The sequence below is a fragment of the endosymbiont of Galathealinum brachiosum genome, assembly GCA_003349885.1.
In the GTDB taxonomy this organism is placed as follows: Bacteria; Pseudomonadota; Gammaproteobacteria; order SZUA-229; family SZUA-229; genus SZUA-229.
In genome coordinates this window covers 166,252-193,086 of sequence record QFXC01000008.1, presented here as the reverse complement: position 1 = coordinate 193,086, position 26,835 = coordinate 166,252, and the positions used below count along the sequence as shown (strand labels likewise).

Here is a 26,835-nt window from a genome sequence, read left to right as displayed (position 1 = left end):
GTCTTCATTAATGTAATACATTGATGTAATTATCCATTTTTGGAGCTCTATTGTAACGTGTCGGGAAAAGATCGATTAACTGATCACGGCTCTTTTTAATCCAGCTATTATAATGACCATCCTTAACGCGTGAAAGGTTGATCTCAAAGAACTCAATTGATTTGTCTTCAAATGGAAAGGCCTGATCTTCTAATAAAATTTCATATTGGTCCAGTTCTTCTGCGTTAAGTTTTGTCGGCCTATCTGATTCGAGTAATGAAATACTGAAGTCTTTGTATATGAGGGCAATAGAGTAAGTTGCCTCAGTAGCAGCTTCATATATCTTGTATTTCGATGCATTACCATAAAACTTAACCGAGCTCTGCATTGCAGATTTTTTCTTTCTCAAAGTGCGTTTTAAAGGCAGGGTTAATTTTAATCTATCAAAGCGTGCTTTTTCACTTCGCGCAAGCCCCAGATTAGCAAATGAAGTAATGTATTTTGTTCTTTCTGTTTTAACGTTATTCAAAGCTGCTTTATCTGACTTGATAATATTTTTACGCCATTTGTTTGCTTTACTTATAGAGCCTTTTTTTGTATATAATTCAGTCAGTTTGTACATCGCTTCAATATATTGAGGATAGGGTTTCTTAAATTTACGGCTATATTCTTCATATGAGCGAATAGCATTATTCAGTTTGTTTTTCTCTTCATACAGCTCAGCGGCCTGCCATAACGCTGCTGACATCAACGCAACGTTTCCACCCATGGATGATATTTTTTCAAACTCGGCTGCAGCCTTAATTCCCTGGTTGGAGCTAAGATAGGCCACGGAAAGTTTTTTGGATACATCTGTTTGTAGTTTGTTTCGAGGGTATAATTTCTGAAAACGTTTTATGTCACTGATCGCACTTTTCCACTGCTTGTGTTGCATATTCAGTGCAATTGAATCATAAAGACCGGTTGCAGCGATAGCTGAACTCGCTGCAATAGTTGATATTCTTGAAAAATGTTTAATAGCCTGAGGGCTGTCTTTATTGCTTTGTGCTAATTCACCTTGCTTGTAAATTGACAGTGCCAGTCTGTCAGTATATTTCTTCTTTTGCTTTGTAGATAGTTTATTTGATAGTACTAAGCCGGAATATAATGTTTCGGATTCAGCGTGATCTTTAAGCTTGAAATATGATTCGGCTTTAAGGCTAATTATGTATGAGTTATTTCGTTTCTGGTTGTTAGTAATAAAAATATCAGCTAATTCAATAGTTGCTTTATAGTTTGCTGATTTATATGCTAATTCAGCTGCGTGTAAAATTACCTGATGTGTTTTCTTGTTGCTCGGGTATTTCTGTGCGTATTTTAAAGCATAACTAATGTGTTTATTTAGATGTGTCTTGTTTTTAGTGTTTTTACTTAATAATTTATCGCTAATGATGATTGTGGCATAAGCGGCCTTTTTATTGGTTATTAATTCATTGTCATAGGCTGCAAGCTCATAAAATTTAAGTGCTTCTTTATATCTATGTTTTTGAGATAATAATTCGGCATATAGAAAGTATATATTATCTTTCTGAGCATATGCGCTGTAATGTTTTAAATATCGTTTATACCAAAGTTCAGTAGATTTGTAGTCAGCCGTTTTTGCAGTCTTTTGAAATTTATTGTGATAATGTCCCGTCATTAATACAACATACTCTTTTAATGATCGCCTTATGGCTCTATTAATGCTGGAATTTTCATTCTGGTTTTTCCAGTAAATGCTTGAAGGGTTGTACTGAATATAAAATCCTTCTATGGCATGGTAAACCTTGTTAGTAAAGCCGCTATTCTTCCATATTTCAATTATTTTCAAATGGGAATATGGGATATTATTTGATTTAGGATAGAGCTTTATAAATTGTCTGTGTGTATCAACCGCATCAGAGTATCGTTCCTGTTTCAGGTATATCTCGCTAACCATTGAATAGGTATGGTAGGTGTATATAAAATCAGGCTGGTCTCTAAAGTACTCATCTAATGGTTCTGATCCCCCTAAGTATGAGAAGGCGAGACCTACTGCTCTGAAATATTCATTAAACTGCTCTTTTTCTGATTTATCCAGCTTTTCAAACTCATCGAATTTATGTTCTAAAACAGCCTGTAGAAAGTCATCAACAGCATCGGTGTAATATTGTTGCTTGAATCTAGACCAGCCGCGTTTAAATAAAGATTTCTCGTAGAAAACTTCATTGTCTTTGGCGGTAATAACTTCAGTATATGAAAACTCAGCTGTGCTGTAATCCTGATAAGAAAATGCATCTTCAGCAATTCTGAATTGAGCTTCTGCATAAAAAGGGCTCTTAGGGTACTGTTCAACCAGTTTAGTCAGGGAATCTACTGATTCCTGATGGTCACCTCGTTGATCATATGCTTTTGCTAACTGGTAGAGCAGGGTGTCGTTATTTTTAGATTCCGGGTAATCACTGAGTGAGGTAATTAAAAGAAGAATTGTTTTATTAAGTCTTGAATTAAACGCTCTATCATCAATAATATCTTTCTGATCCTGAGATAACTTTTCCTGCTTTTGTAATAATTTATCACTATAACTGAATTCCAGTTCAGCAAGACGACTCAGTGCTTCTAATCGGCTACTATCATCTTCATCTGCATTTTCAAGATATTTGGTATAAGCAGAACGTATTTCTTCTTCTGATTTAGGTTTTATAAATACTTTACTTTTGGATTCCTGATGTGTGGTAACGTCTATATCGGCGAGACTTGTCGGTGTGTCTTCGAAATTACAGGCTGTTAGTAAAAGCATAGCGGTGATAGACAGGCTTATTTTAAAGTGCGGCATTATTGATCGCTCGCTTCGCTGCTGCTGTCATATAGACGTGCAAGGCCATATCTTGATTGATTAAGGTAACTCTTTAAATATTCTTCTCTTTTAGAGGTTAAGTCTTTTATTATTTCCTGAAATATAGAATCATATTTTTTAGTTAAACCGGTTATTTTATTTTTTATCTCTATATTTGAGCTGGCTTTATTTAATTCATTGAGTTTATGAAAGTTTTTAATAAATGATTCTGGGAATTTATTTCCGTAATCCAGACTGTTGTTCTGAATAATAAAACTCGATGTGTTTTTATCATATTCTAATGAAAAAATATTAGAGTGGCGATTTGATATGTTATTAAGAAGCTTTATGCGTTTTTGATAATAACTCATTGCTTCAGAATATGTACTGGTTACCGTGTTTTCCTGCTGTAATTTTTCGTATATATAAGGTACGAGCAAGTAGGATTCATCAACAGATAGATCAAATGTTTTTTTATCTTTCAATATCGTGAGTGCATTTAAACCGCCAATATAATCACCCTGACTTGTAGCGGTCAGGCCGATGCCTAATAATGCCCTGTTGGTATAACGACTGTTTAAGCCTATATTTCTAAATGCTTGACGTGCATCTCGATAATATTCACGTTGTAAGAGAGCATAACCTAAAACTAAATAAAGGCGGTTGGTTAATTCATCTTCATTGTTTTTATTATACTCTTTTATCAGGCTTCGAATTTTCAACTGTGCATCTGTCCACCAGCCCTGGCGTATATTGGCAATAGCCGTATTTAGTTGTGCGTAGTTATAATATTGTGAAGTTGCCTTTATCTTGTTGTAATTACTTACCGCCTGACGGTGTTTTTTGAGATGCTGTAGTGCAGAGCCATTAAGCAGGTATGCATAAGCTGCATTCTCTTCAGATAATTCAGCAAAGTTGCCTTCAAGTAATTTATTAACCTGGTTCCATTCATTACGCTGGGCATGGTATTTAGCAAATAAAAATTGTACGGTTGCTAACAGTGATTTATCGCCATCATCTTTAATTGTTCTAAATAAGCTGTTTGCCAGATTCCATTCGTTTTTATCAAGTAGTAATTCCATAATATCGAAAACAGCTTCTGTGTCGAGATTATCTTTAACCATGTCTAAATTAAAATAGATTAACTGTATTGCTGAAATGGAATTATTTGACGCATTAAGTTTGTTTACTTTAATGAGTAACAGGTTTATATCAGTGATTTTTTGCAGACTAGTATCTGAGTAACTTGAAGCATCCTGATAAAATTCAGAAGAAAGGCTTTTAAAGTCGTCTTCAAGCAACTTAATTTTATTAATTATTGTCGATTGATTTGAGTAGCTCGGTAAGGATAATAATAAGCAGAGACAGAACAGGCAGATTGCTTTTGTATCGTATTTGAACCAGTTGGTCATATCTTTAATCCATTCATTCAACATTGGTTCTAATATCTGAAAAATCAATAAGTTATTATGTAATATATATTTTTTTAGAGAGCGAAATATACCATTTGAGAGGTTTTCTGGCAAATATCACTAGGTTTAAAAGGGGAGTAGATCACTGTATTCTGACTTTAAAAAAATCAGAATACAGTGAGTCTATGTAAAGCGACTGTGTAAGGCTATTTAAGCGCCTAACATCTTTCCGCTCATAACCCTTCGTATGGACTGTGCAACCAGAGGATCTTTAGAGCTAAGGCTTAATTTGCTGTTTTGAAGGTATTTAACACCGTGGTTTTTAATATAAGAAACAGCATTATTGGTATTATCAAAATCACTTTGTTTGACTGAGCCGCTAGTATCTAACATAGCGTATAGGTTGGTGCATATACCGCTATTCAAACACAGTGCAGCTAGCGCCGGTGATTCGCCACAGACTTCTCCAAACCATGTATTAAACCGAACAGGGTTGCGGTGTATGAGTTTATTGGCTTTTATTTTAGTGCCGCCACTATTACGAAAGTCCGCGTTTTCGGTCCAGTATATATTGGCATTTTTAAGAATGTTCTTTGCTCCGAATATATCAGCAAATAATTGAACAACATCAATAATAGCCGTGATACCTGCTCTAACCAGTGAAACAATAACACCTGCACCAGCTGTCATTAGTTGAATTGCTCCATCAAATACACCTGCTAGCGTGCTTTTAAGGCCATTCCAGATATCACTGGTCATTTCAGAATAAATAGATGCAATCATGATGCTTGCATGACCTGCTTTGATTTTGGCTTTTTTCAGAAGTCCGCGCGCTTTCCATTTAATGACAGTCGCTTTAATCGTTTTATATACACCTTCAATGGTTTTAACAGCGGCTCCACCTAAAGGGACAGCTACCTTAAAGATCTCTTTTATAATTAACGTAATACCATATTCAATTGCGCTTCTCGCTGCCTGGGCGGCAGCTGTTTTTAGAAGAGACTTCAGTGATTCCCATACATCCATAAGGAGTTTTTTTAATTTGTCTTTCCAGGTGTTTAATGCAGGCTGGTTGGCATCAATATTTTTAGCTCCAGATTTATTTTGTGTACCTGCTGCTGCACCAACTGTTTTTGTGGCAACCTTATCTCTAACTTTATCTATTCCGTTATGCATTGAGTTAGACGAAGCTTTTGCTGTATGAGGATCAAAAAATGAACCGCTACTGGTAGTCGGGCTTGAAGCGCTATTATAGTTAGAATTAAATGCGTGTATGCCCGGGGTCGCATGTACACTGGCGCCTGGCACACCTGTTGGTGCTCTGCCACCCAGACCATTTATATATCCATGGGTATGTTTTGTAATTCCCGTTGCGCCTGCCACACTTAAAGCGGATGAAAAAAGCTGTTTGGCGATAGCTTCAGGTGTATTGCTAATATTTGTATTACCCAGCAAATAGAGTACGCCAAGTCGTTGATGATCATCCTCGTTCTCTTCACCCATGCTGTTACCAGAGAGTGAGGCTGATTTACCCATTTCAATGGCTTCCTGTTTGATAAAATCATCCAGTTCAGTAATAGCACCTTTTTTATTTCTGCTACTGTTTTTCCAGCTAATGCCCTTGGTTTTTTTCCAGGCTTCAAAAGACTGTAAAAGAGGCTGATAGTTGGTAGGGGTGCGGTTGTCTAAATATGCTTTGAGATAAGAATCAACAGTCTTTAGCTGTTTACTGCGACCTGTAATATTAGTGGCAACAAATGTACGGTCTTTCCAGCCATCATAGGTAATAAGAATACGGGGTTTTGGGGGAGTGGATTGCTGTTTTTTCGTTTTAACTTTCGGGCTTGATGAGGATATACGTGTAGCGAATATATTAGTCGCTCCACATGTGCCGCAGACAGCACCTTTTTCTGTATTTGTTATAGTACCGCTACAGCTTGGAATAACGCACTTCATTACTAACTCCTAAAATACTAATTTCCTTTGAATATCGTAATTTGATATTAAAGTAATGTTTATTGTGTTTAATTCTTTATATTAAATTTAGTCTAATTTTACGTTAAATAGAAGTGTTTTTATTTGTTATTTAATCTTAATTTGAAATAATCGGAATAGAGATGTGAAGGTCTTTATCTAATGAGAGTGTCATGGCATTATTAGAAGAAATATTACGGTTTATTTCTTCTAATTGATTAGCATGAGTGTCAAGGTCGATTAATGTAGTTACATAAACAGTATGATTAAATCCTTTTGTGAATTCGAAATTTACATAACGTTCACCACTATCGACTGTATCGTAACTATTTGAGTCAGTTGTTCTTCTTTCTTTAACGTAGCGGATATGTATCTCATTTGGTATGCCGGTTATGGTTTTATTAGTAGTAATGTATGCAGGTAAATTAAATAGGGGTTCTGATATATTGTTTTTAGGGGTGGCCATAGAGAAACCAAGCCATGTGAGTATAAGGCCGCCCATTAATAAAAAATACCCACCTCGTGTAAAGTTGAAGTTAAGAGCAATTGTATCAAAGGAACTTAATGCATCTTTAGTCGGTAAAATCACATCAGTCGGGTTTGCTGTATATGCTGTATGAATAAATACATTGAAAATAATAATCGTTGTTAGAGTAAAAGCAATAACACCAATAATAGATGAAACAAAAGATAATATGTGTAGTCGATTTGCTTTTGTTCCTACACCTTCTGATCCTTCATCTTTTAAGAATGTCTGACTTCTATAGAGATCATTGAATGAAAAATTGTATACTTTTTCAGTGTCGTACCCTGTAATTACCTGTTTGGATAAATCATCATTATCATAATATGCAGCTTTATTTTCATTCATATGTCCCAGGTAAACAAGATCCTGTTGTTCACTCGAGATAGATAGAGATAATATATTGACCAGGCCAGATACAGAAAGGTAGTTAACTAGTAATGTAAAAAACAAACCTAAAAATAACGGAAATGCATTATTTACTTTTGTTATATTCAAGCCCCACCATTTAACTACACTCCATAATGGTAGATGATAATAATGCGCTGAATAGTAGTGTAATACTACAAATGGGAATAGTAGTATTATAATTGACCTGCTGTATGTGAATATTTCAGACATTTCTGATGTTATTAACGAATCATGATCCATTCGTCATTATTTGACTTATAAAAACTAAATTTATGAAGATGTAATGTTCCGCTTTCTTTATCTATAAATAGTATAGGTTGATCCTTGTCCGTATCAGTGATTCTAGCCATTTTTCCATTAGCTATAATTTCAAGTTTCATACCTTCTGTCCAAAATTCATGTAGTGCTAAGCTAGGATCATTCATGTCTGATCCTGTGCTTATTTTTAAATGACCCTCCTTAGGGTCTGCCAAGTGATATGCAGTAGCTATTTCTTTAGCTCGTATGTCATATATATTAAAAACCTCTGACTGGTTTTTATCAGTAAATATTGTATGAATATTTTTGTAAGTATTCATTAGACTGTTGAAGTTGTCTGAATTATTTTCAATGTTTTTTCCATCTTGCCATTCCCAGTCTGGAAACCCACTTTCAAACTCTACTGAACGAGATACAACTGTTTCTCTTGTAGTGTTTTGTAGTAATACAACTTGATCTTCGTTGTATTCTGTTTCATTTGTGTTGATAATTTCAGCTGTACTGTTATCGGAGAATTTAATTGATATGCTTGTTATTATCTCTTTATTATTATCTGGGTCGTCGATTTCCTGAACGTAAAGTGTTGCAGTAACAACTGAGTCAGGAAGGAATTTGTCCATTTTATTTTCATCATCAATATACGGTGGAAAAGCTATAATCTTGAGTGTGTTTTTCCCATTTATAACTGAGCTTGGAGCTGGCAAGTCGACAGTTAATTGTCCTTTTTCATCATCATAATAGACGGGAATATCATTAAGTCGAATGTCAACGCCTACTTGAGCTAAATCAAGTTTTATGCCGTAGTATGGTTTTTTATATTTTGTTTTAGTCATAACAGTGTAACTCAAAGTTAATAATGTAATTAATAAAAGTATTTGATAGTTTTTTTTCATTTAAAATCTAATTAAGTAGTGTTTGTCTGATGCATCGAGCTCAGCTTGACCTTCTAGTCTTTGTGTTTCATAAGGGGCCTCTTCATCAGCATCGGGTTTTATGCAGACCCATTCTTTAGTGCTCTGAGTTGTTAATGAATCAATTACCCCAAATTTCTTAGATTTTCTGCTGCTGTTGCTTACTTCTTTTTCAAGTTTGTCATATTTAGTGAAGTAAATTACCAGGCCATTAAATAAGAATCTGGAATACCAATAGAAGCCTTCATCATCTTTATCTACGATGACTTTACCTACAAACCCTGATTTAATACCGACTTTATATGATTTTTCAAACTTGATAACCCATGCGTGTCCTTTTGCAGTTATGCTACCTTCAAGCTGAAACTGGATATCAATTTTAGATTCAACTTTATTATTGTTATTTTCCTGTCCATTTGTTCCAGAAGAAACAAAATTAACATGTAAGCCACTACCAACGGAGAGTTCGAGTTTTATTTCACCCTCTAAGTGTGCAATGCCTTTTTCATTACCTATGCCTTTTTTAACTTGCTCAAGGACTTTGTATATCCCATGAGTGGCGGGTAGGGATTTCATTAAAACAGGGAAAAAATCTACACTGCCTTTAATTTCAATTAATGGTGAAGCGCCTAGTGTGAGTTTATAGTCGTTTATTACTGCACGGCTACCTTCGTCTTCTTTAAGCTCAGTAGCATATGTTATCTTTATATTTGGCCAGCCAACAGTCAGAGTCATAGAGGCTCCGCCATCAAAATAGTCTAGAACCTTATCAACTTTCTTAGTGATCCAGTTAAGTTTGGTTAAAATCTGATCGATGCTGTCATTGTAATCCGCTGCTAAATCTCGTTTTTCTCCGTCATACTCAAGTTCTAGTTTTCCTGTATATTTCGAGGTGGTGTTTTTATGCTCATTTTTATTATCGGCTCGTTTTGATTCCTTACCACCAAAGGAGTAGCTGAGTTCGCCGTTCCACTTTATTTTAGGGTATACATCAATCGCTATAGCTGAAGGTGAAAATGTTTGATGAGCATTCGGGTATATTTTATAAGATTTAGGTTTTACAGATGGTAACCAGATGTTTTGTAAAGGTGAGGTAAATTTGTCACAAGATAATGTATAAATATTACTAGCGGAACTTTTTTTAGTTGATACAGGTTCAGGGGAAATAGAAGAACTGCTTTCTACGTGTTCGCCGCAAAGAGCGTTACCTTTTATTGTAGCGGTAATTTTTTCAAAGTCTTTTTCGTATGTTTCGCTTGCGACTACCTCAAGTAATATTATACCAGCAGAATCATCAGTCATATCAACTGATCTATTATGACTGCACTTAGCTGTAAATTTGGTTAATTCACATATGATTTCTTCATCAGTTTGTGTGGCAACAATTGCTGCACTACTTTCAGGACCATAGCTAGCATCTTTTTCTTCATGTAGAGAAGTATCGCTATCCGAGGCACTTGCAGGCGGAGCAGAATACCTGTCAACAATTACGACAATCGTGCCAGCTGCTAAACCATCAGCTATCAAACCTGCTAACTCATCATCTGCATCTGTTACGGGTAAGTCGAGTTCTTTAGCCACATTTTGTAACTCAACTCGATCAGGTGATAATTCTTTAAGATATTTCTTTGCTTCTGTTTTATCAGAAAATGTTTTAACTTCTCTGGGTTTACTTATTAATAAACTGGTAGCCGAGGTGAAAGTATGAGTATTTTTGTTCTTATCTTTAACGGTTCTTTTTTCAGGTGAGCTTTCAGAAAGAGCAGTAGCATCCATTTTAAATGCTTTTATTTTACCTATACTGAATAACTCAGCCAGCGCATTGATTAACTGATACTGGTTTTTTACCGGTTGAACAACCAGAGCTTCTGAATTGTAGATTTTTGACCAGAAGCTGATGGGGGCTTTCAGGTTGTTTATAAATTGAGCAGCCTGAATGTTGTTACTAAATTGTTCAGCCTTAATAGCGTAGGGGGCAGATTTGTCTCTGCTGATTTGTATCTTATAATATTGGCCGAAATGGTCTTTTACTAGCTGACTGTTAATTAACATAGCTTCCCTGTTTCAAATCGCGGTTTATTGATATTTTTTTTGTGTGCTTATCATAACCAAAAATGCCTGTAATTTCATTGAATTAGGTCTAATTCTGTAAATAGTTTCTAGTTGTTATTCTGGCTGTAAAGACTTAGGCCTTATTATTCTTACATGTTAGATCGAAAGGGGCGTGCTTTGAAGTATAATATACATAAGGTATGTAATCTAATGCATTGTTTATATTGAATATATTAATTATTAAATAGCTGAATGTCAGATATATGTATCGGGGTGATAGTATCTGATTGTATTTTTAAATCGTCTATTAGTTGCCATCTATAACGGACTTATTGTGTTGTAAAAAAATAGCCAGTGATTCAAATCAGCTGGCCATTTTATAAAGTGTTCTGGTAAGGAAAAATTCTAACTTATCCCATATCCAAACTTACCTTCATCATCTACTGAAACATGAATTTTATTAATTTCTTCAGCGTTGGCGATTTTTGTCAGGCATTCAGACGCCATTTCAGGCAGCATAGTCCGGGTAAGAATATTTTCAATGTTTCTAGCACCGGTATCAACTTCCTGACTTCTGGCAACGATATGTAACATTAGATCTTCATCGTATGTGAATTCGGCATCATAGTGATTCTTAATGCGTTTTTCGATTCTGTCCATATTGATCTTACATATTTTTAACAAATCTTCATCACTTAACGGATAGTAAGGAATGACTGTGGTTCTGCCGAGGAATGCGGGTTTAAAATATTGAAGTAGTTGAGGGCGGAAGTTATCCAGCAATACTTCTGGTTCTGGTAGTTCTTCACCCGCAGCACACATTGCTCTAATGTGCTCTTCGCCCGCATTTGAGGTCATAATGATTAACGTATTACGGAAATCAATATCTCGGCCTTCACCGTCTTTTATTGTGCCTTTATCTAGCAGGTTATAGAAGATATCCTGAACACCCGGGTGGGCTTTTTCCATTTCATCTAATAAAATAACGCTGTATGGTTTTCTTCTTACGGCTTCTGTTAAAACACCGCCTTCACCAAATCCAACATAACCTGGAGGTGAACCTAACAGCATAGAAACTTTATGCTCTTCTTTAAACTCGGACATATTGATGGTGGTTATATTCTGTTCACCACCATACATTAAATCGGCCAGAGCCAAAGCGGTTTCAGTTTTACCTACGCCACTGGAACCTACAAGGAAGAAAACACCTATAGGTTTACGTGGGTCGGTTAAACCAGCACGTGATGTACGGATAGCTTGTGCAATAGCATCTAGCCCATGTTTTTGACCAATAACCCGTTTTCCAAGTACGTTTTTTAAATCGAGAATGTTTGTGATTTCGTCTGAAACCATTTTACCGACAGGTATACCCGTCCAGTTTGCAACTACTTCAGCAATTGCCTGACTATCAACATTAACCTGAATTAACGGGTTTTCACCCTGCAGTTCTGTTAATTCATCCATCTTCTTATGTAATTCTTCTTTTATGCTTTCTCGTTCTGCATCATCGAGTTTTTGAGGTGCATCTTCTTTTTTTGCATCTTCTTCAGATAATTTCTGCGCATGAAAGTCTTCTTCAATTTTACCCTGAAGTTCATGTATCTGATCTACGATAGCTCCTTCTTTTTCCCACTGAGCAGTCTGTATTTCTAATTCATTTTCCAGTTGTGTTTTTTCTTCTCTAATTTCTGCAATGCGTTCATCGCAGTTTCCCAGTGTGGCATTTTCACGCTCTAAAGAGGTGATATTGGTTTCATGTTGAGTAATCTGACGACGTGTATCTTCAATTGCTGCCGGTGTCGTGCTCTGACTTAATGAAACTCTTGCGCAAGCAGTATCTAACAGGCTTACAGATTTATCTGGTAACTGACGCGCCGTGATATAACGACTTGAAAGTTTTACAGAATCAATGATCGCTTCATCCATAATGCGAACACCGTGATGGTTTGCCAGCATTACTGAAATTGAGCGCATCATATTAATCGCTTTTGTTTCATCAGGCTCTTCAACTTTTACTACCTGAAAACGACGGGTAAGGGCAGGGTCACGTTCAAAATACTTTTTATATTCAGCCCAGGTTGTTGCTGCAATTGTACGTAACTCACCACGTGCAAGAGCGGGTTTTAATAAGTTTGCTGCATCTCCCTGACCTTCTTTACCACCAGCGCCTATTAATGTATGAGCTTCATCGATAAACATAATAATAGGTTCAGGGGAAGCTTTTACTTCTGCTATTACTGATTTCAATCTATTTTCAAATTCACCTTTAACACTAGCGCCTGCCTGTAATAACCCCAGATCCAGACTACGAACTGATACACCTTTTAAAATATCAGGAACATCACCTGAAGCAATGCGTAATGCAAAACCTTCAACTACAGCCGTTTTACCGACACCGGCTTCACCGGTAAGAATGGGGTTGTTCTGACGACGACGTGTCAGGATATCGATAATTTGTCGAACCTCTTCATCACGCCCAAGGACCGCATCAATTTTTCCATTCTTTGCATCGTCTGTAAGATTAATTGTAAATTTGTCCAGGGAGGGAGTACTGGTTGGGCCAGTTGGCGCGTTGCCATCTGAAGAAGAGGTATCTCCAACACCGGCAGATACAGATTCGGATGTGCTACCTACAATGCTCGGTAATACCGCGCGTAATGATTCAGGTGCAATTTTTTTCAACTCACCTGATGTAATAGGTGTTGCACGTCGAAGATTTTCATCAAGCATTAATGCAGCAAGTATATGAGCTGATGTTGCCTGTGGGTGAGCGTATTCAACAGATGCTAACATCCATGCATTTTTTGCCAGGTCAACGACTGTTGGTGACAGTGCAGGTGCACGTGTATTGCCTGACTTAACTTTATCCAGTTCTTTGTTTATGTCTTCAACCAGTTTGCCCGGATTAATTTCAAACTTTTCTAACAGTGCGGTTATATCGCTGTCTGGTAATTCCAGTAATTTTAATAACCAGTGTTCAATTTCAATATTGTAATGGGTTCTAGCCATACAAATACCAGCGGCACCTTCTAAAGCGGTACGGCAAGAATCATTTAGTTTTCCTACTAATGATTTTAGGTCGATAGTGATCATGGTTTATCCTTTTTTTTGTTATCTATTTTTTATAAGTTTTGTATATTTAAGCTATTTACTAACCTAACCTACTTGCAGAAACAGAGATATCCAGTGTTTTATTTCTATCTTCAAAATCAGCAGGTTTATTTGATAACCAGGTATTCCAGCCAATAATGGCAGGTTCTTTTTTACCTAGTTGTATTTTATCCGGTATATCCGTTTTTTTAATTCGAATTATAAATTCATAATCATTTTCCATTCCTACGTACATTCTCACCAGTTCATTAAGCGCTTTTAAAGCGGAAGTGCCTGGGGCAAATGTTGCTAGCTGTTTCTTATTTAATGGCCCAAGTATTATGTGTATTTTACCTTGAGCAAACCAGCCCTTTTTGCCGAGCATAGCTGAGCGGCCTAAACAGACATTTCTACCGGTAGGATTATTGAAGTCGGGTAGTTTTGTGCGTACATCATCTATTAATTCTTGCCATTGACCGACAAATTGATCGATTTCTACCGGAATATTAAAGTGAGAACGTAATATTTGTTTCAAACCACTGGCTGTTCTGACTTTCTGGCTAAGTAAACCACTATAAAATATAAGTGACTCATCTTTTGTGTAGAGTCGGTTGTTTAAGCTGGATGTGCCAAGGCCAATTAGCGATAATAAGGCGGTTGTTTGAGGTTCGTGCTGATTTTTAGATGCGTAGTGCAACCGATTGCGTTCGTAATGTAGCGGTAAGTTATATTTAACTGATGCCTGAAAAAACAGAGACAATGTTCGATGATTAAACAAATCAAAGAACTTCTCCATTGTTTCATCTTTCTGTTTCTGACGTTTTAAAATGAGCTCTGTGTAATGATAAGGTAATACACCCATAGAGCCAGTTAAACCCATCAAATTTACAACCATTTCCCATTGAGCAGTTCCGGACATTTTATCAATTCGTTGTACATCATCAATTTCAGATGCTGGAAACGCGAGTGACTGGTTGGTTTTAAATCTTAATGACTCACTTGATGGTGGAGTAAAACGGGCAACAGGGTTGCTTGATATATTTGATTGCGAACTTTCTTTTTCAAACACAGCAGATCGTTCCAACAGGCGTACAGCCTGTAGAAACTGAAAATCAAAAGGTGCTTCCGCAACCTTACGAGTTATAGAAGTATTTTTTCGCCAGCCCTTGGTGGACATTTTTTAAGGTAACCTTCTTTGCTTTTTAATTTAACTAATACGCGGGTAAAAGAATTTAATGAACAATAAAGTGCGAAAAAATGCTCGAGCACCGTAGCGAATAAGAAACTACTACTACCAGTAAGCTGTGAGTCATCAAGTTCTATTTCTATTTCAAGCCCTCTGCATAAGGTAGCGCGCCCATCTATAGTTAGTGGTGCGCTAATTGCACGAGTGTTTACGCTGGTTATAGATTCAATTTGAGCACGATTAATAGATGAATCTTTAAAGTCATATAAACGTAAAATTTCTTTTAAAGCGTTGGTCGCGTCATCTCTGCCTGTAATTGATAAATGATTAAGGCTTAAATGTGAAATTAAACGCCAGCGTGCATTGTTACGCATTGATGGGCGCACGGTTGCTGTAGGTTGTGTTACACAACGAATTATCTCGCAGGGAGGTGCGCTGTCGATACATTGTAAGCGGGGTTGATCAGCAGAAAAAGGAAGTTTAGCGGGTTGATCGCGATTACTGCATGTGGTTTGTAAACTTAATGTTCGATCATCCGGATTATTCGGATTGAAGTATAAATCTACAAGACTTAAAAAAACATCAGTACCGTCATCTCTTAAATGAGTTCCCATTTTTGCATTACGACGTTGAGCAAACCAGTAAGCATGATTTTCAAGATCATGACTTTCATGATTGGTTCCATACAATGGTAAATAGGTTTCTTTGTCACCTGCTGAGGTTGATGCGGTTACTTTATCAACGGAGTAAAGCTCATATCCAACCGGTCTTCTTGCATCAGGAATAATTTGATATTCCGTTGTTGTGTGATCAAGTTTTATCGGATCAGCTCTATGTTCAAAAAGATTAATAGCCGGTGAGCATGCCAGTTGAAATGTTTCAGTTGAAATATTATGTTCCAGCTCTACATCAGATTCTCCGAGGTAAATATAAAATTCCAGAGTATCTAATGCATTTTCGGGTATTTTATTTGCAAAGCCTTCAAGTTCAATAAACATGAATTTTTCAGGAAATGTAAAATACTCAGTTAATAAACGATACCCCATAAATGATGTGTCAGGGTAGGGTAACAGTCCTTCTTCAATGTCAAAGCCAACCGGTTTAATAATGTTAGCGGGTAGGCGTATTGGATTCGGGTCAGATTCAGAGCTCGCCATGACAACGGCCTGGCAGTTATTTAAAAGTAATTCATATAAGGGGTTTATATGTTGTGGTTGCCCTTTTAAGTAAAAACGAATGCTTTCAGGTTTGTTTTCTGCAAAAGTAATTTCTTCATTAAATGTTTTTAATGAAAGTTTTAATACGCCGCCTGAACCTTTTAAATTGTCAGAGCCGGGTGTTGTAAATGGACGACCAATTAAGCTGGCATCGGTTAATTTAAAGGGGTGCAGCTGTGTGTCGTAAATGGCAGAAAATCGGCAGGTTTCGCCGCCAAACTGTTCTGTTTCAAGTAATGTGTTTTTAGGTAACTTGAAAGTCGCTTCCAGTTTTTCCTCATCTGGCACAAACTGAACAATGCTCATAGACGGAATAGGTCGTTGATAATGAGGAAATAACACTTCAAGAAGTGCATCGCTTAACTCAGGAAAATCATCATCGAGTTTATGTTGAATACGTGCATTTAAATACGCAAAACCTTCGATTAATCGAGAAACATGTGGGTCTTCAATTGTTTCAGCATTAATACCCAGACGCCCAGCTATCTTTGGGTGCTCACCTGCAAACTCTGAACCCATTTGACGAATAAAAGCCAGTTCCTTTTCATAATAGGGAAGTAGTTCATCAGCCATGACTTGTCTCCTCCACACTTACAGTTCGAGTGACAGGTTCAAGTATAGAATCAAATACTACCATTTCAGGTGATGGGTCTGCATAGAGCGTTGCATCGATTCTAAATCTTAATGTGCGGTCCAGTGAATCTGAATTATCCATATATCTTACTTTAACTGATTTAAATCTGGGTTCATATTCTATGAGAATAGTCTCCAGATGTTGTATAAACTCTTCGCGTTTTTCGCTATCGGCGATGTTTACCGTTGCAAGATCAGGAAGACCATAATTTAATAATGAGCTTTGTATTTCAGTCAACTCACTATCAGGTTCGATCATTCTGAAACGAGTATTAAGTAAATTTTCCAGATCACGACGTACGCTGTTGCGAAGTTCTTTTAATTTCTGGTGCTGGTCAGGGTCAACTTCCACATTATTATCCGGATCGTTATCAATTAAACGATCTAATATGGATGGACGCAGCTTTTTCTTTTTATCTAATCTTGCCATAATTAATTGTTATATTATTTGTTTATTGTGCAAGTAGTTTTTATCTATGCTGACTGAGCAAGTTCGGTAACCAGTTCCAGTTCAGAAACCATATTATCTAATTGATAATGAGGGCGTAAATGTATTACACATACAAACTCACCAGGTTTCACAGGATGTTCCTTTACTCTTACTGCAGCTTCTCTTAATGGATAACGAGCCTGTTCTTCCCATTCTAAATCTTCACGCCCGGTGGTGTATTTAAATAACCAGTTGCGTAGAAAATCTTCACATTCATCAGCCGTTGTAAAAGAGCCGACTTTGTCTCGAATCATTACTTTAATATAATGTGCAACACGTGCACCGCACAGAACATGTTGTAACATAGCAGATAAACGTGCGTTCACTTCTCCTTCGTGGCTCGACTGCCGTTTAGGTTTGTGTGTCGACTGATTACCATAAAAAGCAGCAAAGGGTGTGTTGTAACACTGGCATAAAGGAACAAAACCAAGGTCGCTAAGTTCACGCTCTCTTATATCGGTAATGATGACATCAGTAACCGGTTTGTTTGCAATGTCCTCTGCATCTGTTTCAAAAACATCACAGGGCAGGTTGGTTAGTAAACCTCCACCAATCTGATTTCTGGGAACTCCTCTTATATGGCCAAACCAGCCAACATTTGCAAACTCACGAATCATAATGCCAGCGAAACCGTATGCCGCATTTCCCCAGCAGTAATTCTCACGATTATGACTGGAAACCTGTTCGTAAAAAAACATGCCTTTATAACTACCGGGTGTTTTACGATAGGGTAATCGCATTAATATGCGTGGCATGGTTAAACCAACGAATTGAGAATCTTTTTTATCTCTAAATGCGCGCCATTTAATATATTCTTTCTGTGCAAATATACTGTGTAAATTTAACGGGTTGCCTAGCGTTGAAAAGTCATCTAAACCAAATAACTCAGGTGATGCACCGGTTATAAATGGAGAAAATGAAGCAGCAGCAACCTGTGAAATACCTTCTAAAGTGGCCAGATCATCATGTTTATGTTCTCTGGAAGGTTTATGGCTAATTTCATAATCACCAATTAATACACCATAAGGTTCACCGCCTGGTGAGCCATATTCTTCATTATAAACTTTTTGAAATAGCTGGCTCTGATCAAATTCTAAAGCACGTGCAACATCACGAGAAAGCTCTGACCAGGTAGCATTAAATAGTTTAATTTTTATATTTTTGGTGCCGTCGGCCTGTACTGCTAAATACCACAGTCCGCGCCATGAAGATTCCAGTTTTTGAAAACTTTTATTGTGAATAATTTCATTGACCTGATCATTGATCATATGATCAATGTCTGAAATTGATCGTTGTATTGCATCAATGATATCTTCAGGTTCTTTAAGCTGTTCTACAGGTGTAAATTCTGATAACCAGTAGGTAAGTGCTTTTAGATAGTCGGTTTCATTTAAAAATTGTTGAACGCTGGTAATATAAGCCGATTTTGACAAGAGGCTGTCTAGATTGATTCTGGGTTCTGTCGACTTATCCCTGGACATTCATTTACCGATTTGAATTTATTTTTTTATCGTTAAGAAACAGAAACCGTATCAAAAGATACGGTTTCTGAATTCACATCGTTTTAAGTATTAACCCGCTTTAGGGATACTCGCAACCATACGCATAGAAGCGCTAAGTTCTTCCATCTGTAACCATGGGCGCATATAGGCTACTGCACTATATACACCTGGTTGGCCAGGTGTTTCTTTAACTTCTATGTTTGCTTCAGCTAGTGGGAAGCGAGCTTTCATTTCAGCGCTTGCACCAGGACTTGCGTTAACATAGCCTGCAATCCAGCGATTCAACCATTCTTCAGCATCACTGGCTTCCATAAATGAACCAATCTTGTCACGTGCCATTACTTTCAGGAAGTGAGCAATACGTGAAGTTGCCATTATGTATGGAAGACGAGCAGAAATTTCTGCATTTGCAGTTGCAGCCGGATCATCAAACTTCTTAGGTTTCTGAGTCGTTTGAGCACCAAAGAATACAGCGTAATCTGTATTTTTATAATGACAAAGAGGCAGGAAGCCAAGTTTGCTTAATTCAGCTTCGCGTCGGTCAGTGATACCAATTTCTGTTGGGCATTTTGCATCAACGTCACCATCATCACTAACAAACGTATGGCTAGGTAGGCCTTCAACTTTACCGCCACCTTCAGCACCACGAATACTTGTGCACCAGCCATATTCTGCATAAGACTGAGTTAGTGTAGTTCCCATCGAATATGCTGCATTCATCCAGCAATATTCATCATGTTCACTTTCTAACTGACGACCATCAGAATCTAAACTCGCTTCTTCAAAATTAAATGCTTCTACTGGTTTAGTTGCTGCACCATAAGGTAAGCGAGCCAGTGTACGAGGCATGGTTAACGTTACAAAACGTGCATCTTCACTATCTCGGAAACTACGCCATTTAGTATATTCTGCTGAATCGAATATCTTTTCCAGGTCACGTGGTTTAGAAAGTTCAGTGAAGCTATCGAAACCAAACATTTTTGGATCAGCAGCTGAAACAAATGGGCAGAAACCTGCGGCAGCAACATTAGACATGCTTGTTAACATATCTAAATCATCAGGGTGTGCAGAAAACTCATAATCACCAATGAGTGCAGCATAAGGTTCACCACCAGCTGTACCAAATTCACTTTCGTAAATTTTCTTAAAAATCTGGCTCTGGTCAAATTCAACCGCTTTTTCAAGATCTTTTGTAAGTTCTTTCTTGTTTATATTCATAACGCGAATTTTTAAATCAGTACTGGTTTCAGAGTTTGAAACAAGGTGATTTAAACCACGCCATGAGCCTTCCAGTTTCTGGAATTTATCATTCTGCATGATTGCTGATAACTGCCTGGACATCACTTTGTCAATTGCAGCTATTGCACTGTTGATTGTTACAGACAGATTTTTATCCCACTTAATCGTACCATCCATTGCTTCTTTGGTAAGTGCTTTTAAAAGATCTTCTGTTTCATCGCGTGAAGTTTGTTTGGTTGCAGAAATAGCCTGCTCAAGAAAACTGACCTGTTCTTCAGCTTCCGCTTCTGCTGCTTGCGATTCTTTTTCTGTATCGCTCATTATTCGTCACCTTTTTTTTCATCATCTGAGCCCAGTTCGCCCTGTAAAGAGGCGAGTGAGTCTGCGTTGCTTAATACTTCTTCTAATAAGTTTTCAAGATCTTCTGAACGATCCGCTTTTGTTAACAGGTCACGAAGTTTGTTTCGTGTTTCCATTAATTTTTTCAGTGGATCGACTTTTTCAACAATATTTTGTGGCTCGAAGTCTTCCATGCTTTTAAAACCGAGTTCAACAGACATTTCGCTGCCATCACCCTCAAGCGTATTTTCGACTTTCATGTTTACTTCAGGTGAGATGTTGTTCATAACTTCATTGAAGTTGTCACGGTCTACCTGAGAAAATTTGCGGTCTTTCAGGGCTTTTTTATTCTCTGTGTTGTCACCAGAGTAATCACCCATTACACCCATAACAAAAGGGATTTCTTTATTCTGTACGGCACCATTAGTTTCTACATCGTAGGTGATGTGAACACGGGGTTTCCTTACTCGTTTTAGTTTGTCGTGAATGCTTTCAGACATGTTTTATTCCTCTTGTTTTTTTAATTAATATTCGTCTTCAGTTTTAACGCCAGTTAAAGAACCATAGAAGTCTCTTGCAGAAGAGTCGGGTATCAGTTCTTTCATAAGGTCATCCAGAGGCATGTCACCCCATTTTACCGCTCGTTCAATTATATATGAAATTGGCGAATGTGGTTCTGTTTTACGAAAAAACTCAGAAATTTCTATGAGTTTTTTAAATGCATCCGCTCTGGTTTTGATTGGGCCTGAGGCTTGCGCTACCTGACCTGTAGATTCACCCGATGGATCAGATGCATCGCCAGATTCATCCGAAGACATTTCACCTGCATCATCAGCTGGAATTTTATATTTGCCTATATGGTTTATTGCGCCCTGACTTTCTGTCAGTATGTTGATGATGTTACTAATAGGCGGCGCATCGTTTATGCCACAGTATTCATCAAGCATGCTGCCAATTTCTCTATAAGTATCAATAGAAATACTAACGTCATCGCATATATTTACGAAGAATTCTTCACTTGACTCAGATACGCAACGTTCAACATCTTCATTACTAAATCCTAATTTAGATGCCTTGTCGGATTTAGCTTCTTCATCAATAATTTTTTCTACTTCAAGCGCTTGCTGGTATTTCCATAAACTAAAAGGTCCTGGCTCATTACCCTGTGTGATTAGTACATTTCTAATTGGCGCAATAATTACACCTTCAGCGCCTTCTCCGTTTAAACCGGTGAGAGATGCAACTCTGGTTTCAACGCCGTCTTCATCTGGTAATGGGTAAAGGTTATCCCAGTACTGATCAATTAAACCATGTATTAATCTAAAGCCGTCTCTTAAACCCTGAAATCCATAACGTCGTATTAACGCTTCTGTGTACCAGCTTGCTACTTCGAGGTCTTTTGCATTGTTCTGTAAAATATCAGGGGCTAGCTCAAGAATTTTTCGCCATTGATCATCAGCTTCACTGCTATCACCATCAAACATGTTGTTGCGTTCTGCTGCACGTGCAGCATTACGCGCATCTTTGATTGAGTAATAAGCGGATGTAGGGGAGGAGTCTTCGCGTATATCATCACCAACTGGGTTATCTTCCGAGATGGGTTGTAAAAGACTGTCCAGCTGTATTATTTCTTCAGACGCCATTTATTTTTATTCCTTACGCTTTATTTTTTTATTTCTATTAGCAAAGACTAATATTTCGCCTTCGCTGGCGTTTTAATCTATATACTTATAAGGTATTGAAATGCTTATGTAAAGCTAACAGCGTGATTTATGGTCTTAAGTTAAAATATTTCTTAAGAATTATCGTCAATTACTTGGAACATCAACAATCTATGGGTAATATTTGCGGCTTGGTCTGGTTTTAGATTTTTGAAAGGCTACAATAGTCTAATTAACTAAAATTTTAACGAAGTTAACCGTTCAAACAGATCCATAATTAAAATGTAATTAAGATAATTGTCAGGATGATGTATTAGATGCCATTAATAGTAACCATTAATAGAGCCCCGGAATCAGTTAATCTCGCTGAGACAACTAAAACCTTCGATGAAGCGGGTGGTTCACTTGGGCGTGCTAAAGATAATAACTGGGTGCTTGATGATCCGGAACGATTTTTATCTTCATGCCATTGCCAGCTCAGTTGTGAAAATGGTCAGTTTTACCTCACAGATTTAAGTACGAATGGCACATTCTTTAATGGTGCTGTAAATCCAATGGGTAAAGGTACCCGGTTACCAATTAACGATGGTGATAGTTTTGAGCTGGGGGATTATTCATTTTCTGCTAATGTAGCCGGTGCAGCGCAACAGGATTTTGGTGCATCAGCTGATCCGTTTGCCAGTAGCGCGAGTTCTGCTTCTGGTAATTCTATGGATGATATTTTTTCATCAGCACCCCAGGAAAGTAGTTTTGGGCAAAATGACGCTAACCCGTTTGGTGGCGGTCATGTCTCCAGTGCTGACTCGCTCTTTACTGCTAATCCCGAAGAAACAGACCCGCTTGCTGCTCTGGATAAAGCGCAAGGTGGAAGCATTGGAAGTAGCATTCCAGGTGACACTAATGACCCTTTTAAAGGCGGTCTTGATGGCCTTGGCGGGGGAGATTCATTTGCTTCTCAACCTGCGAGTGATCCATTCGGCGGGCCTTCACATTCAGATCAGTCAGACCTTTTAAACCAGCAAGTTTCCTGGCCTGAAGCAACACCAGACAACCAGCTTTCTGGTGCTCCATCTACTGGTGGTGGTATACCCGATGACTGGGATGATGATTTTATGTCATCAGAACCTGCAGCTCCTGCAGCACAGAATGTTACACCACAAATAAAACCATCAACGCCATTAACTGAACCACCTGTTGTGCCTAAACCAGCACAACCTCAGGCACCTGCAAAACCCGTAGCACCAGTAACAGTTGCTGATGAGCCGGTAGCTCAACATCACCTTACAGGAAAATTTGATACACCAGCAAACGAGGTGCTATTGGCGCAACAGCAAGCTCAGGCAAAACTTCAATCCGAGCTCGAAGTTCTCAAGCAGCAAATGATTTCCCAGCAAAAAGGCATTCCCAGTAACGTTACTGTTGATACTACTTTAATTAATGCGATGGGTTTACATCAGTTAAATATGAATGATGAAGAAATTACCAGGGTTAATCAGGTTGTTGGTGAAGTTGTGCGTGAAATGGTTAGTGGCCTGATGCAGGTGTTAGGATCACGTAGCTCCATAAAAAATGAATTTAGAATGAATGTAACGACTATTCAACCGGTAGAAAATAATCCACTTAAATTTTCAGCTAATATTGATGATGCCCTTGAAAATATGTTTATTAAACAGGGTAATGCATATAAAAAACCGGTAGAAGCAGTACAGGAAAGTTTTGAAAGTATTGCGGAGCATCAGGTAGCAATATTAGCTGGTATTCGAGCAGCTTTTAAAGGTGTTATTGAGCGCTTTGATCCTGTGTTACTAGAGCAGCGGTTTGCAAAACAGAAAAAATCAGGGCTTATGCCTGCCAGTCAGAAAGCAAAAAACTGGGATGCTTATCTTGAATACTATAATGAGCTTGCGGGTGATATTGATAGTTCTTTTCAGTATTTATTTGGTGATGAATTTGTGCAGGCTTATGAAGAGCAGCTACAAAAATTGACAATCGCGAGAAAGTCACAAAAAAATAAAACATAATAATAGGGCTTTTATGAAAAACTTTCGTCTTTTAAAACTTATTTTAATAACATCTTTTTTTGCTGTTTTAACAGCGTGCCAGTCAATGAACGGCGCAGTTGGAGGTTATTTCGGTCTGGATACTGATTTGGAAATTACCTTTGAAGTTGATGCTGATACAAATCCGGATGAGCTTGGTAAACCGTCACCGGTTTTTATTCGTATGTATGAACTAAAATCTAAAAAAATGATGAAAAAATCAGATTTTATTGAATTATATGAGCGTGATAAAGAAGTGCTAGGTGCTGATATGCTGGCCGTTCATAAACTAAAACATTTTAAGCCTGGTGATAACCGTTCTGAGCATTTTGTTTTATCTCCAAAAACGCATTATGTAGCTTTATATGCTGAGTTTCTTGAATATAAACATTCAAAATACAAGTTAATTATTCCAGTAGTGGCAAATAATGTTTTTAGAAACTCTGTTTCTATACGTGTATCAGGTAATGAGCTTATATTTAATGAAGAGATTGATGAAGAGATTGATGATGGCAGTGATTTTAAAGAAAAAGTAGATAAAACAAAAGAAAGTGCAGACGAAGCACAGGATACAGCAGATAAAACTAAAAAATCAGCTGATAAATTAAAGAAACTTTTTTAATTAACACTGAATTGTTGCCACATAATAAATTATGTGGCTTTAAATAAATAAAAACTGGCGAATAAAAAATGTCATTAGATAGTAAAGTTGTCTGGTCAGAAGGAATGTTTTTAAATCCGCAGCATTTCCAGCAGCAGGAACGTTATTTTGAACGCCTGTTGCAGGGCAAATGTTCAGCATATGGAGCTTATGGCTGGGGCATGCATGAGTTTGAAATTGATCAGCAATTGCTTACTTTGGGAAAAGTATCAGTAATAAAAGGCAAGGGTGTCTTTCCTGATGGAACCCCGTTTAGCTTTCCTGATGTTGATGAACCACCACCGGTATTCGATGTTCCTGAAAATATCCATAATTCAATTCTTTATGTTTGCGTGCCTGTTAAACGTCCTGGTGCAGTTGATGTAATTGCCGAAGAAAGCTCGCAGGGTCTGGCACGATATTTTAGTTACGAGCAGGAAACTCGAGATGTCTCTAATGAATCCGGCGATAATATTTCGATGCATGTTGGAAAGCTACGTTTTCGTCTAATGCTAGAAACAGATGATTTAAGCGGTTATGCCTGTATAGGTTTAGTGCGTATAGCCGAGTCTCGTGAAGACAAAAATGTTTTGTTAGATGATAGTTACATAGCAACTTGTCTGGATTGTAAGAAATCACCAAAATTATCAGGATTTTTAACTGAGCTAATTGGTTTATTACATCATAGAGGTGAAGCAATTGCTGGACGTCTTGCAGATACTAATCGTGGTGGCACGGCTGAGATTGCAGACTATATGATGTTGCAATTAATTAATCGATTAGAGCCTATGTCAAATCACCTTTCTAAAATGAACGGCTTACATCCGGTTGACCTTTTTGCGGAATCTGTACAAATGGTGGGTGAGCTTTCAACATTTGTAAGTAAGTCGAAACGTACACCAACTTTCCCAATGTACCTGCATGACGATTTGCAGGCCACATTCACTCCTGTAATAGCTGAATTAAGAAATTGTTTAAGTATGGTTTATGAACAAACTGCAATTTCACTTAATCTGGTAGAAAAGAAATACGGTATTCGAGTTGCAGAAATTGCTGATCGATCACTTATTGGTTCTGCCATGTTTATTTTATCGGTTAGAGCCGATGTGCCAGAAGAGGCATTACGTACTCACTTACCTGCACAAATTAAAATTGGACCAGTTGAACGGATAAGACAGTTAGTCAATGCAGCGATGCCAGGTATTGCTATAAAAGCACTTCCTGTAGCGCCGCGACAAATTCCATTTCACTCAGGTTTTACCTATTTTCAACTTGATCAACAAAGTGACTTCTGGAATGAATTGAAACACTCTGGTGGATTCGCATTACACATCGGTGGAGATTTCCCCGGGCTAGAATTAGAGTTCTGGGCAGTTCGTCAGTAGTTATTATTTTATTAGCAGTTTTGAAACTGTTTTAAATGGAGCTTAATATGTCATCAGATGATTCTGACAAGACAGTATTTAGACAACCATCAGTAGATGGAGATCGTACAATTATCAGGCCTATGCCTGGAGGTGGGCGAGGTGCTGCGCAACAGCCACCCGTACCACCACCTGTGCAGCCTCAGCAACCAGTCCAACAGGCCCCAGTGCAGCAACAGTCTGCACAATCTTATCAGCCACAAACTGCGGCAGGTGCCACAGCATACTTTAATACTACGAGTGGATTAAACCCGTTAGTGAATGCCGCTTCTGTATTAATTGCGGTTTTCGAAAAAACACGTTCTTCAGTTTCACATCCGGATGTTGGTGGATTACATCAACGTATGGTTAATGAAATAAAAAACTTTGAAACTACGGCTAAACAAACTGGAATTAAACCAGAAGTGGTTTTATCTGCACGATATGCGGTGTGCGTTGCATTGGATGAGGCCGTTTTAAATACCCCCTGGGGTAGTGAAAGTGCATGGCCTCAAAGAACCCTGTTAAGTGTTTTCCATAATGAAACATCCGGTGGTGAAAAGTTTTTCCTAATCCTTGACCGAATGAAAGAGCAACCGGGTGAAAATTTATTTATTCTGGAATTAATGTATATATTTTTAAGTCTTGGTTTTGAAGGTAAGTATCGGGTTATACATCGTGGTCGTGACATGATTGAACAAATGAGAGACGAGTTATTTACAATTATACGTCGACAAAGAGGCGAGTATGAGCGTTCATTATCACCAAGTTGGCAAGGACTTGGGAAGACACGTAACTCTCTGGCTGATTATATTCCAATGTGGGTAATTGGTAGCATTGTGGGTGCTATTCTGTTTTTAAGTTACTCCGGTTTCAGGGTATGGCTTTATGATTCGTCTTCACCTGTAGTTGAACAACTGGATGAAATTACAGATATGAGAACAGTTGCACGTAAAACACCAGACAAAAATAACTAGCTATAAAAATCTTTAAACTTAAAGGATAAGTAAGTTAGTTATAAAACTTACTTTAATAAATTATAT

18 protein-coding genes are annotated in these 26,835 nt (G+C 37.6%); 4 read left to right on the top strand and 14 right to left on the bottom strand.

Annotated features, from left to right (window positions below; genetic code table 11):
* Window positions 1-7 precede the first annotated feature (7 nt).
* The 14 genes from DIZ80_06880 to tssA form a co-directional block, all read right to left on the bottom strand.
* Window positions 8-2,812 carry a hypothetical protein gene (locus DIZ80_06880; protein RDH83853.1) on the bottom strand — a complete coding sequence of 935 codons (2,805 nt, stop codon included), beginning with the start codon at window positions 2,810-2,812 and terminating at the stop codon, window positions 8-10.
* Complete coding sequence (locus DIZ80_06875; protein RDH83852.1) at window positions 2,812-4,248, bottom strand: hypothetical protein; 1,437 nt, start codon at window positions 4,246-4,248, stop codon at window positions 2,812-2,814. The genes DIZ80_06880 and DIZ80_06875 overlap by 1 nt, the downstream gene beginning before the upstream one ends.
* Before the next feature lie 186 nt (window positions 4,249-4,434).
* On the bottom strand, window positions 4,435-6,180 hold the full coding sequence (locus tag DIZ80_06870) for a hypothetical protein (protein ID RDH83851.1): 1,746 nt from the start codon (window positions 6,178-6,180) through the stop codon (window positions 4,435-4,437).
* A gap of 136 nt (window positions 6,181-6,316) precedes the next feature.
* Window positions 6,317-7,372, bottom strand: coding sequence for a hypothetical protein (locus DIZ80_06865; GenBank protein ID RDH83850.1), 1,056 nt, complete (start codon window positions 7,370-7,372; stop codon window positions 6,317-6,319).
* Entirely contained in the window at window positions 7,354-8,283 is a 930-nt protein-coding gene (locus tag DIZ80_06860; protein RDH83849.1) for a hypothetical protein, read from the bottom strand. The genes DIZ80_06865 and DIZ80_06860 overlap by 19 nt, the downstream gene beginning before the upstream one ends.
* Entirely contained in the window at window positions 8,284-10,353 is a 2,070-nt protein-coding gene (locus DIZ80_06855) for a hypothetical protein (GenBank protein RDH83848.1), read from the bottom strand.
* A gap of 405 nt (window positions 10,354-10,758) precedes the next feature.
* Window positions 10,759-13,446 carry a type VI secretion system ATPase TssH gene (gene clpV / locus DIZ80_06850; GenBank protein ID RDH83847.1) on the bottom strand — a complete coding sequence of 896 codons (2,688 nt, stop codon included), beginning with the start codon at window positions 13,444-13,446 and terminating at the stop codon, window positions 10,759-10,761.
* Window positions 13,447-13,504: 58 nt separating this feature from the next.
* The gene (gene tssG / locus DIZ80_06845; protein RDH83846.1) at window positions 13,505-14,620 is read right to left on the bottom strand and encodes a type VI secretion system baseplate subunit TssG; all 1,116 of its coding nucleotides are present in this window, start codon (window positions 14,618-14,620) and stop codon (window positions 13,505-13,507) included.
* Window positions 14,584-16,419 (bottom strand): type VI secretion system baseplate subunit TssF, encoded by a 1,836-nt coding sequence (vasA, locus tag DIZ80_06840; protein ID RDH83845.1) that lies wholly within the window; start codon window positions 16,417-16,419, stop codon window positions 14,584-14,586. Before vasA ends, tssG begins: the two co-directional genes overlap by 37 nt.
* Entirely contained in the window at window positions 16,412-16,909 is a 498-nt protein-coding gene (gene tssE / locus DIZ80_06835) for a type VI secretion system baseplate subunit TssE (protein ID RDH83844.1), read from the bottom strand. Before tssE ends, vasA begins: the two co-directional genes overlap by 8 nt.
* Window positions 16,910-16,953: 44 nt before the next feature.
* Window positions 16,954-18,450 (bottom strand): type VI secretion system contractile sheath large subunit, encoded by a 1,497-nt coding sequence (gene tssC, locus DIZ80_06830; protein ID RDH83843.1) that lies wholly within the window; start codon window positions 18,448-18,450, stop codon window positions 16,954-16,956.
* Between the two features lie 90 nt (window positions 18,451-18,540).
* Window positions 18,541-20,031 carry a type VI secretion system contractile sheath large subunit gene (gene tssC / locus DIZ80_06825; GenBank protein ID RDH83842.1) on the bottom strand — a complete coding sequence of 497 codons (1,491 nt, stop codon included), beginning with the start codon at window positions 20,029-20,031 and terminating at the stop codon, window positions 18,541-18,543.
* The gene (tssB, locus tag DIZ80_06820) at window positions 20,031-20,549 is read right to left on the bottom strand and encodes a type VI secretion system contractile sheath small subunit (protein ID RDH83841.1); all 519 of its coding nucleotides are present in this window, start codon (window positions 20,547-20,549) and stop codon (window positions 20,031-20,033) included. The genes tssC (DIZ80_06825) and tssB overlap by 1 nt, the downstream gene beginning before the upstream one ends.
* A 24-nt stretch (window positions 20,550-20,573) precedes the next feature.
* Window positions 20,574-21,692, bottom strand: coding sequence for a type VI secretion system protein TssA (tssA, locus tag DIZ80_06815; GenBank protein RDH83840.1), 1,119 nt, complete (start codon window positions 21,690-21,692; stop codon window positions 20,574-20,576).
* A 335-nt stretch (window positions 21,693-22,027) separates the two neighbouring features.
* On the opposite strand from tssA, the gene tagH reads away from it, so the two are divergent.
* The 4 genes from tagH to DIZ80_06795 all read left to right on the top strand — a co-directional run bounded on the left by tagH (window position 22,028) and on the right by DIZ80_06795 (window position 26,769).
* The gene (gene tagH, locus DIZ80_06810) at window positions 22,028-23,731 is read left to right on the top strand and encodes a type VI secretion system-associated FHA domain protein TagH (GenBank protein ID RDH83839.1); all 1,704 of its coding nucleotides are present in this window, start codon (window positions 22,028-22,030) and stop codon (window positions 23,729-23,731) included.
* A 13-nt stretch (window positions 23,732-23,744) separates the two neighbouring features.
* Entirely contained in the window at window positions 23,745-24,371 is a 627-nt protein-coding gene (gene tssJ / locus DIZ80_06805) for a type VI secretion system lipoprotein TssJ (protein RDH83838.1), read from the top strand.
* Window positions 24,372-24,439: 68 nt separating this feature from the next.
* A complete protein-coding gene (gene tssK / locus DIZ80_06800) occupies window positions 24,440-25,774 on the top strand; it encodes a type VI secretion system baseplate subunit TssK (protein RDH83837.1) in 1,335 nt (444 codons plus the stop codon).
* 296 nt (window positions 25,775-26,070) lie between these two features.
* Window positions 26,071-26,769, top strand: coding sequence for a type IV secretion protein DotU (locus DIZ80_06795; protein RDH84121.1), 699 nt, complete (start codon window positions 26,071-26,073; stop codon window positions 26,767-26,769).
* Window positions 26,770-26,835: the final 66 nt, after the last annotated feature.

What these genes read in the sequence shown, in the direction of transcription:
- DIZ80_06880 (RDH83853.1), bottom strand. Translation starts at nt 2,812, where the DNA reads ATGCCGCACTTTAAAATAAGCCTGTCTATCACCGCTATGCTTTTACTA.
- DIZ80_06875 (RDH83852.1), bottom strand. Translation starts at nt 4,248, where the DNA reads ATGTTGAATGAATGGATTAAAGATATGACCAACTGGTTCAAATACGAT.
- DIZ80_06870 (RDH83851.1), bottom strand. Translation starts at nt 6,180, where the DNA reads ATGAAGTGCGTTATTCCAAGCTGTAGCGGTACTATAACAAATACAGAA.
- DIZ80_06865 (RDH83850.1), bottom strand. Translation starts at nt 7,372, where the DNA reads ATGGATCATGATTCGTTAATAACATCAGAAATGTCTGAAATATTCACA.
- DIZ80_06860 (RDH83849.1), bottom strand. Translation starts at nt 8,283, where the DNA reads ATGAAAAAAAACTATCAAATACTTTTATTAATTACATTATTAACTTTG.
- DIZ80_06855 (RDH83848.1), bottom strand. Translation starts at nt 10,353, where the DNA reads ATGTTAATTAACAGTCAGCTAGTAAAAGACCATTTCGGCCAATATTAT.
- clpV (RDH83847.1), bottom strand. Translation starts at nt 13,446, where the DNA reads ATGATCACTATCGACCTAAAATCATTAGTAGGAAAACTAAATGATTCT.
- tssG (RDH83846.1), bottom strand. Translation starts at nt 14,620, where the DNA reads ATGTCCACCAAGGGCTGGCGAAAAAATACTTCTATAACTCGTAAGGTT.
- vasA (RDH83845.1), bottom strand. Translation starts at nt 16,419, where the DNA reads ATGGCTGATGAACTACTTCCCTATTATGAAAAGGAACTGGCTTTTATT.
- tssE (RDH83844.1), bottom strand. Translation starts at nt 16,909, where the DNA reads ATGGCAAGATTAGATAAAAAGAAAAAGCTGCGTCCATCCATATTAGAT.
- tssC (RDH83843.1), bottom strand. Translation starts at nt 18,450, where the DNA reads ATGTCCAGGGATAAGTCGACAGAACCCAGAATCAATCTAGACAGCCTC.
- tssC (RDH83842.1), bottom strand. Translation starts at nt 20,031, where the DNA reads ATGAGCGATACAGAAAAAGAATCGCAAGCAGCAGAAGCGGAAGCTGAA.
- tssB (RDH83841.1), bottom strand. Translation starts at nt 20,549, where the DNA reads ATGTCTGAAAGCATTCACGACAAACTAAAACGAGTAAGGAAACCCCGT.
- tssA (RDH83840.1), bottom strand. Translation starts at nt 21,692, where the DNA reads ATGGCGTCTGAAGAAATAATACAGCTGGACAGTCTTTTACAACCCATC.
- tagH (RDH83839.1), top strand. Translation starts at nt 22,028, where the DNA reads ATGCCATTAATAGTAACCATTAATAGAGCCCCGGAATCAGTTAATCTC.
- tssJ (RDH83838.1), top strand. Translation starts at nt 23,745, where the DNA reads ATGAAAAACTTTCGTCTTTTAAAACTTATTTTAATAACATCTTTTTTT.
- tssK (RDH83837.1), top strand. Translation starts at nt 24,440, where the DNA reads ATGTCATTAGATAGTAAAGTTGTCTGGTCAGAAGGAATGTTTTTAAAT.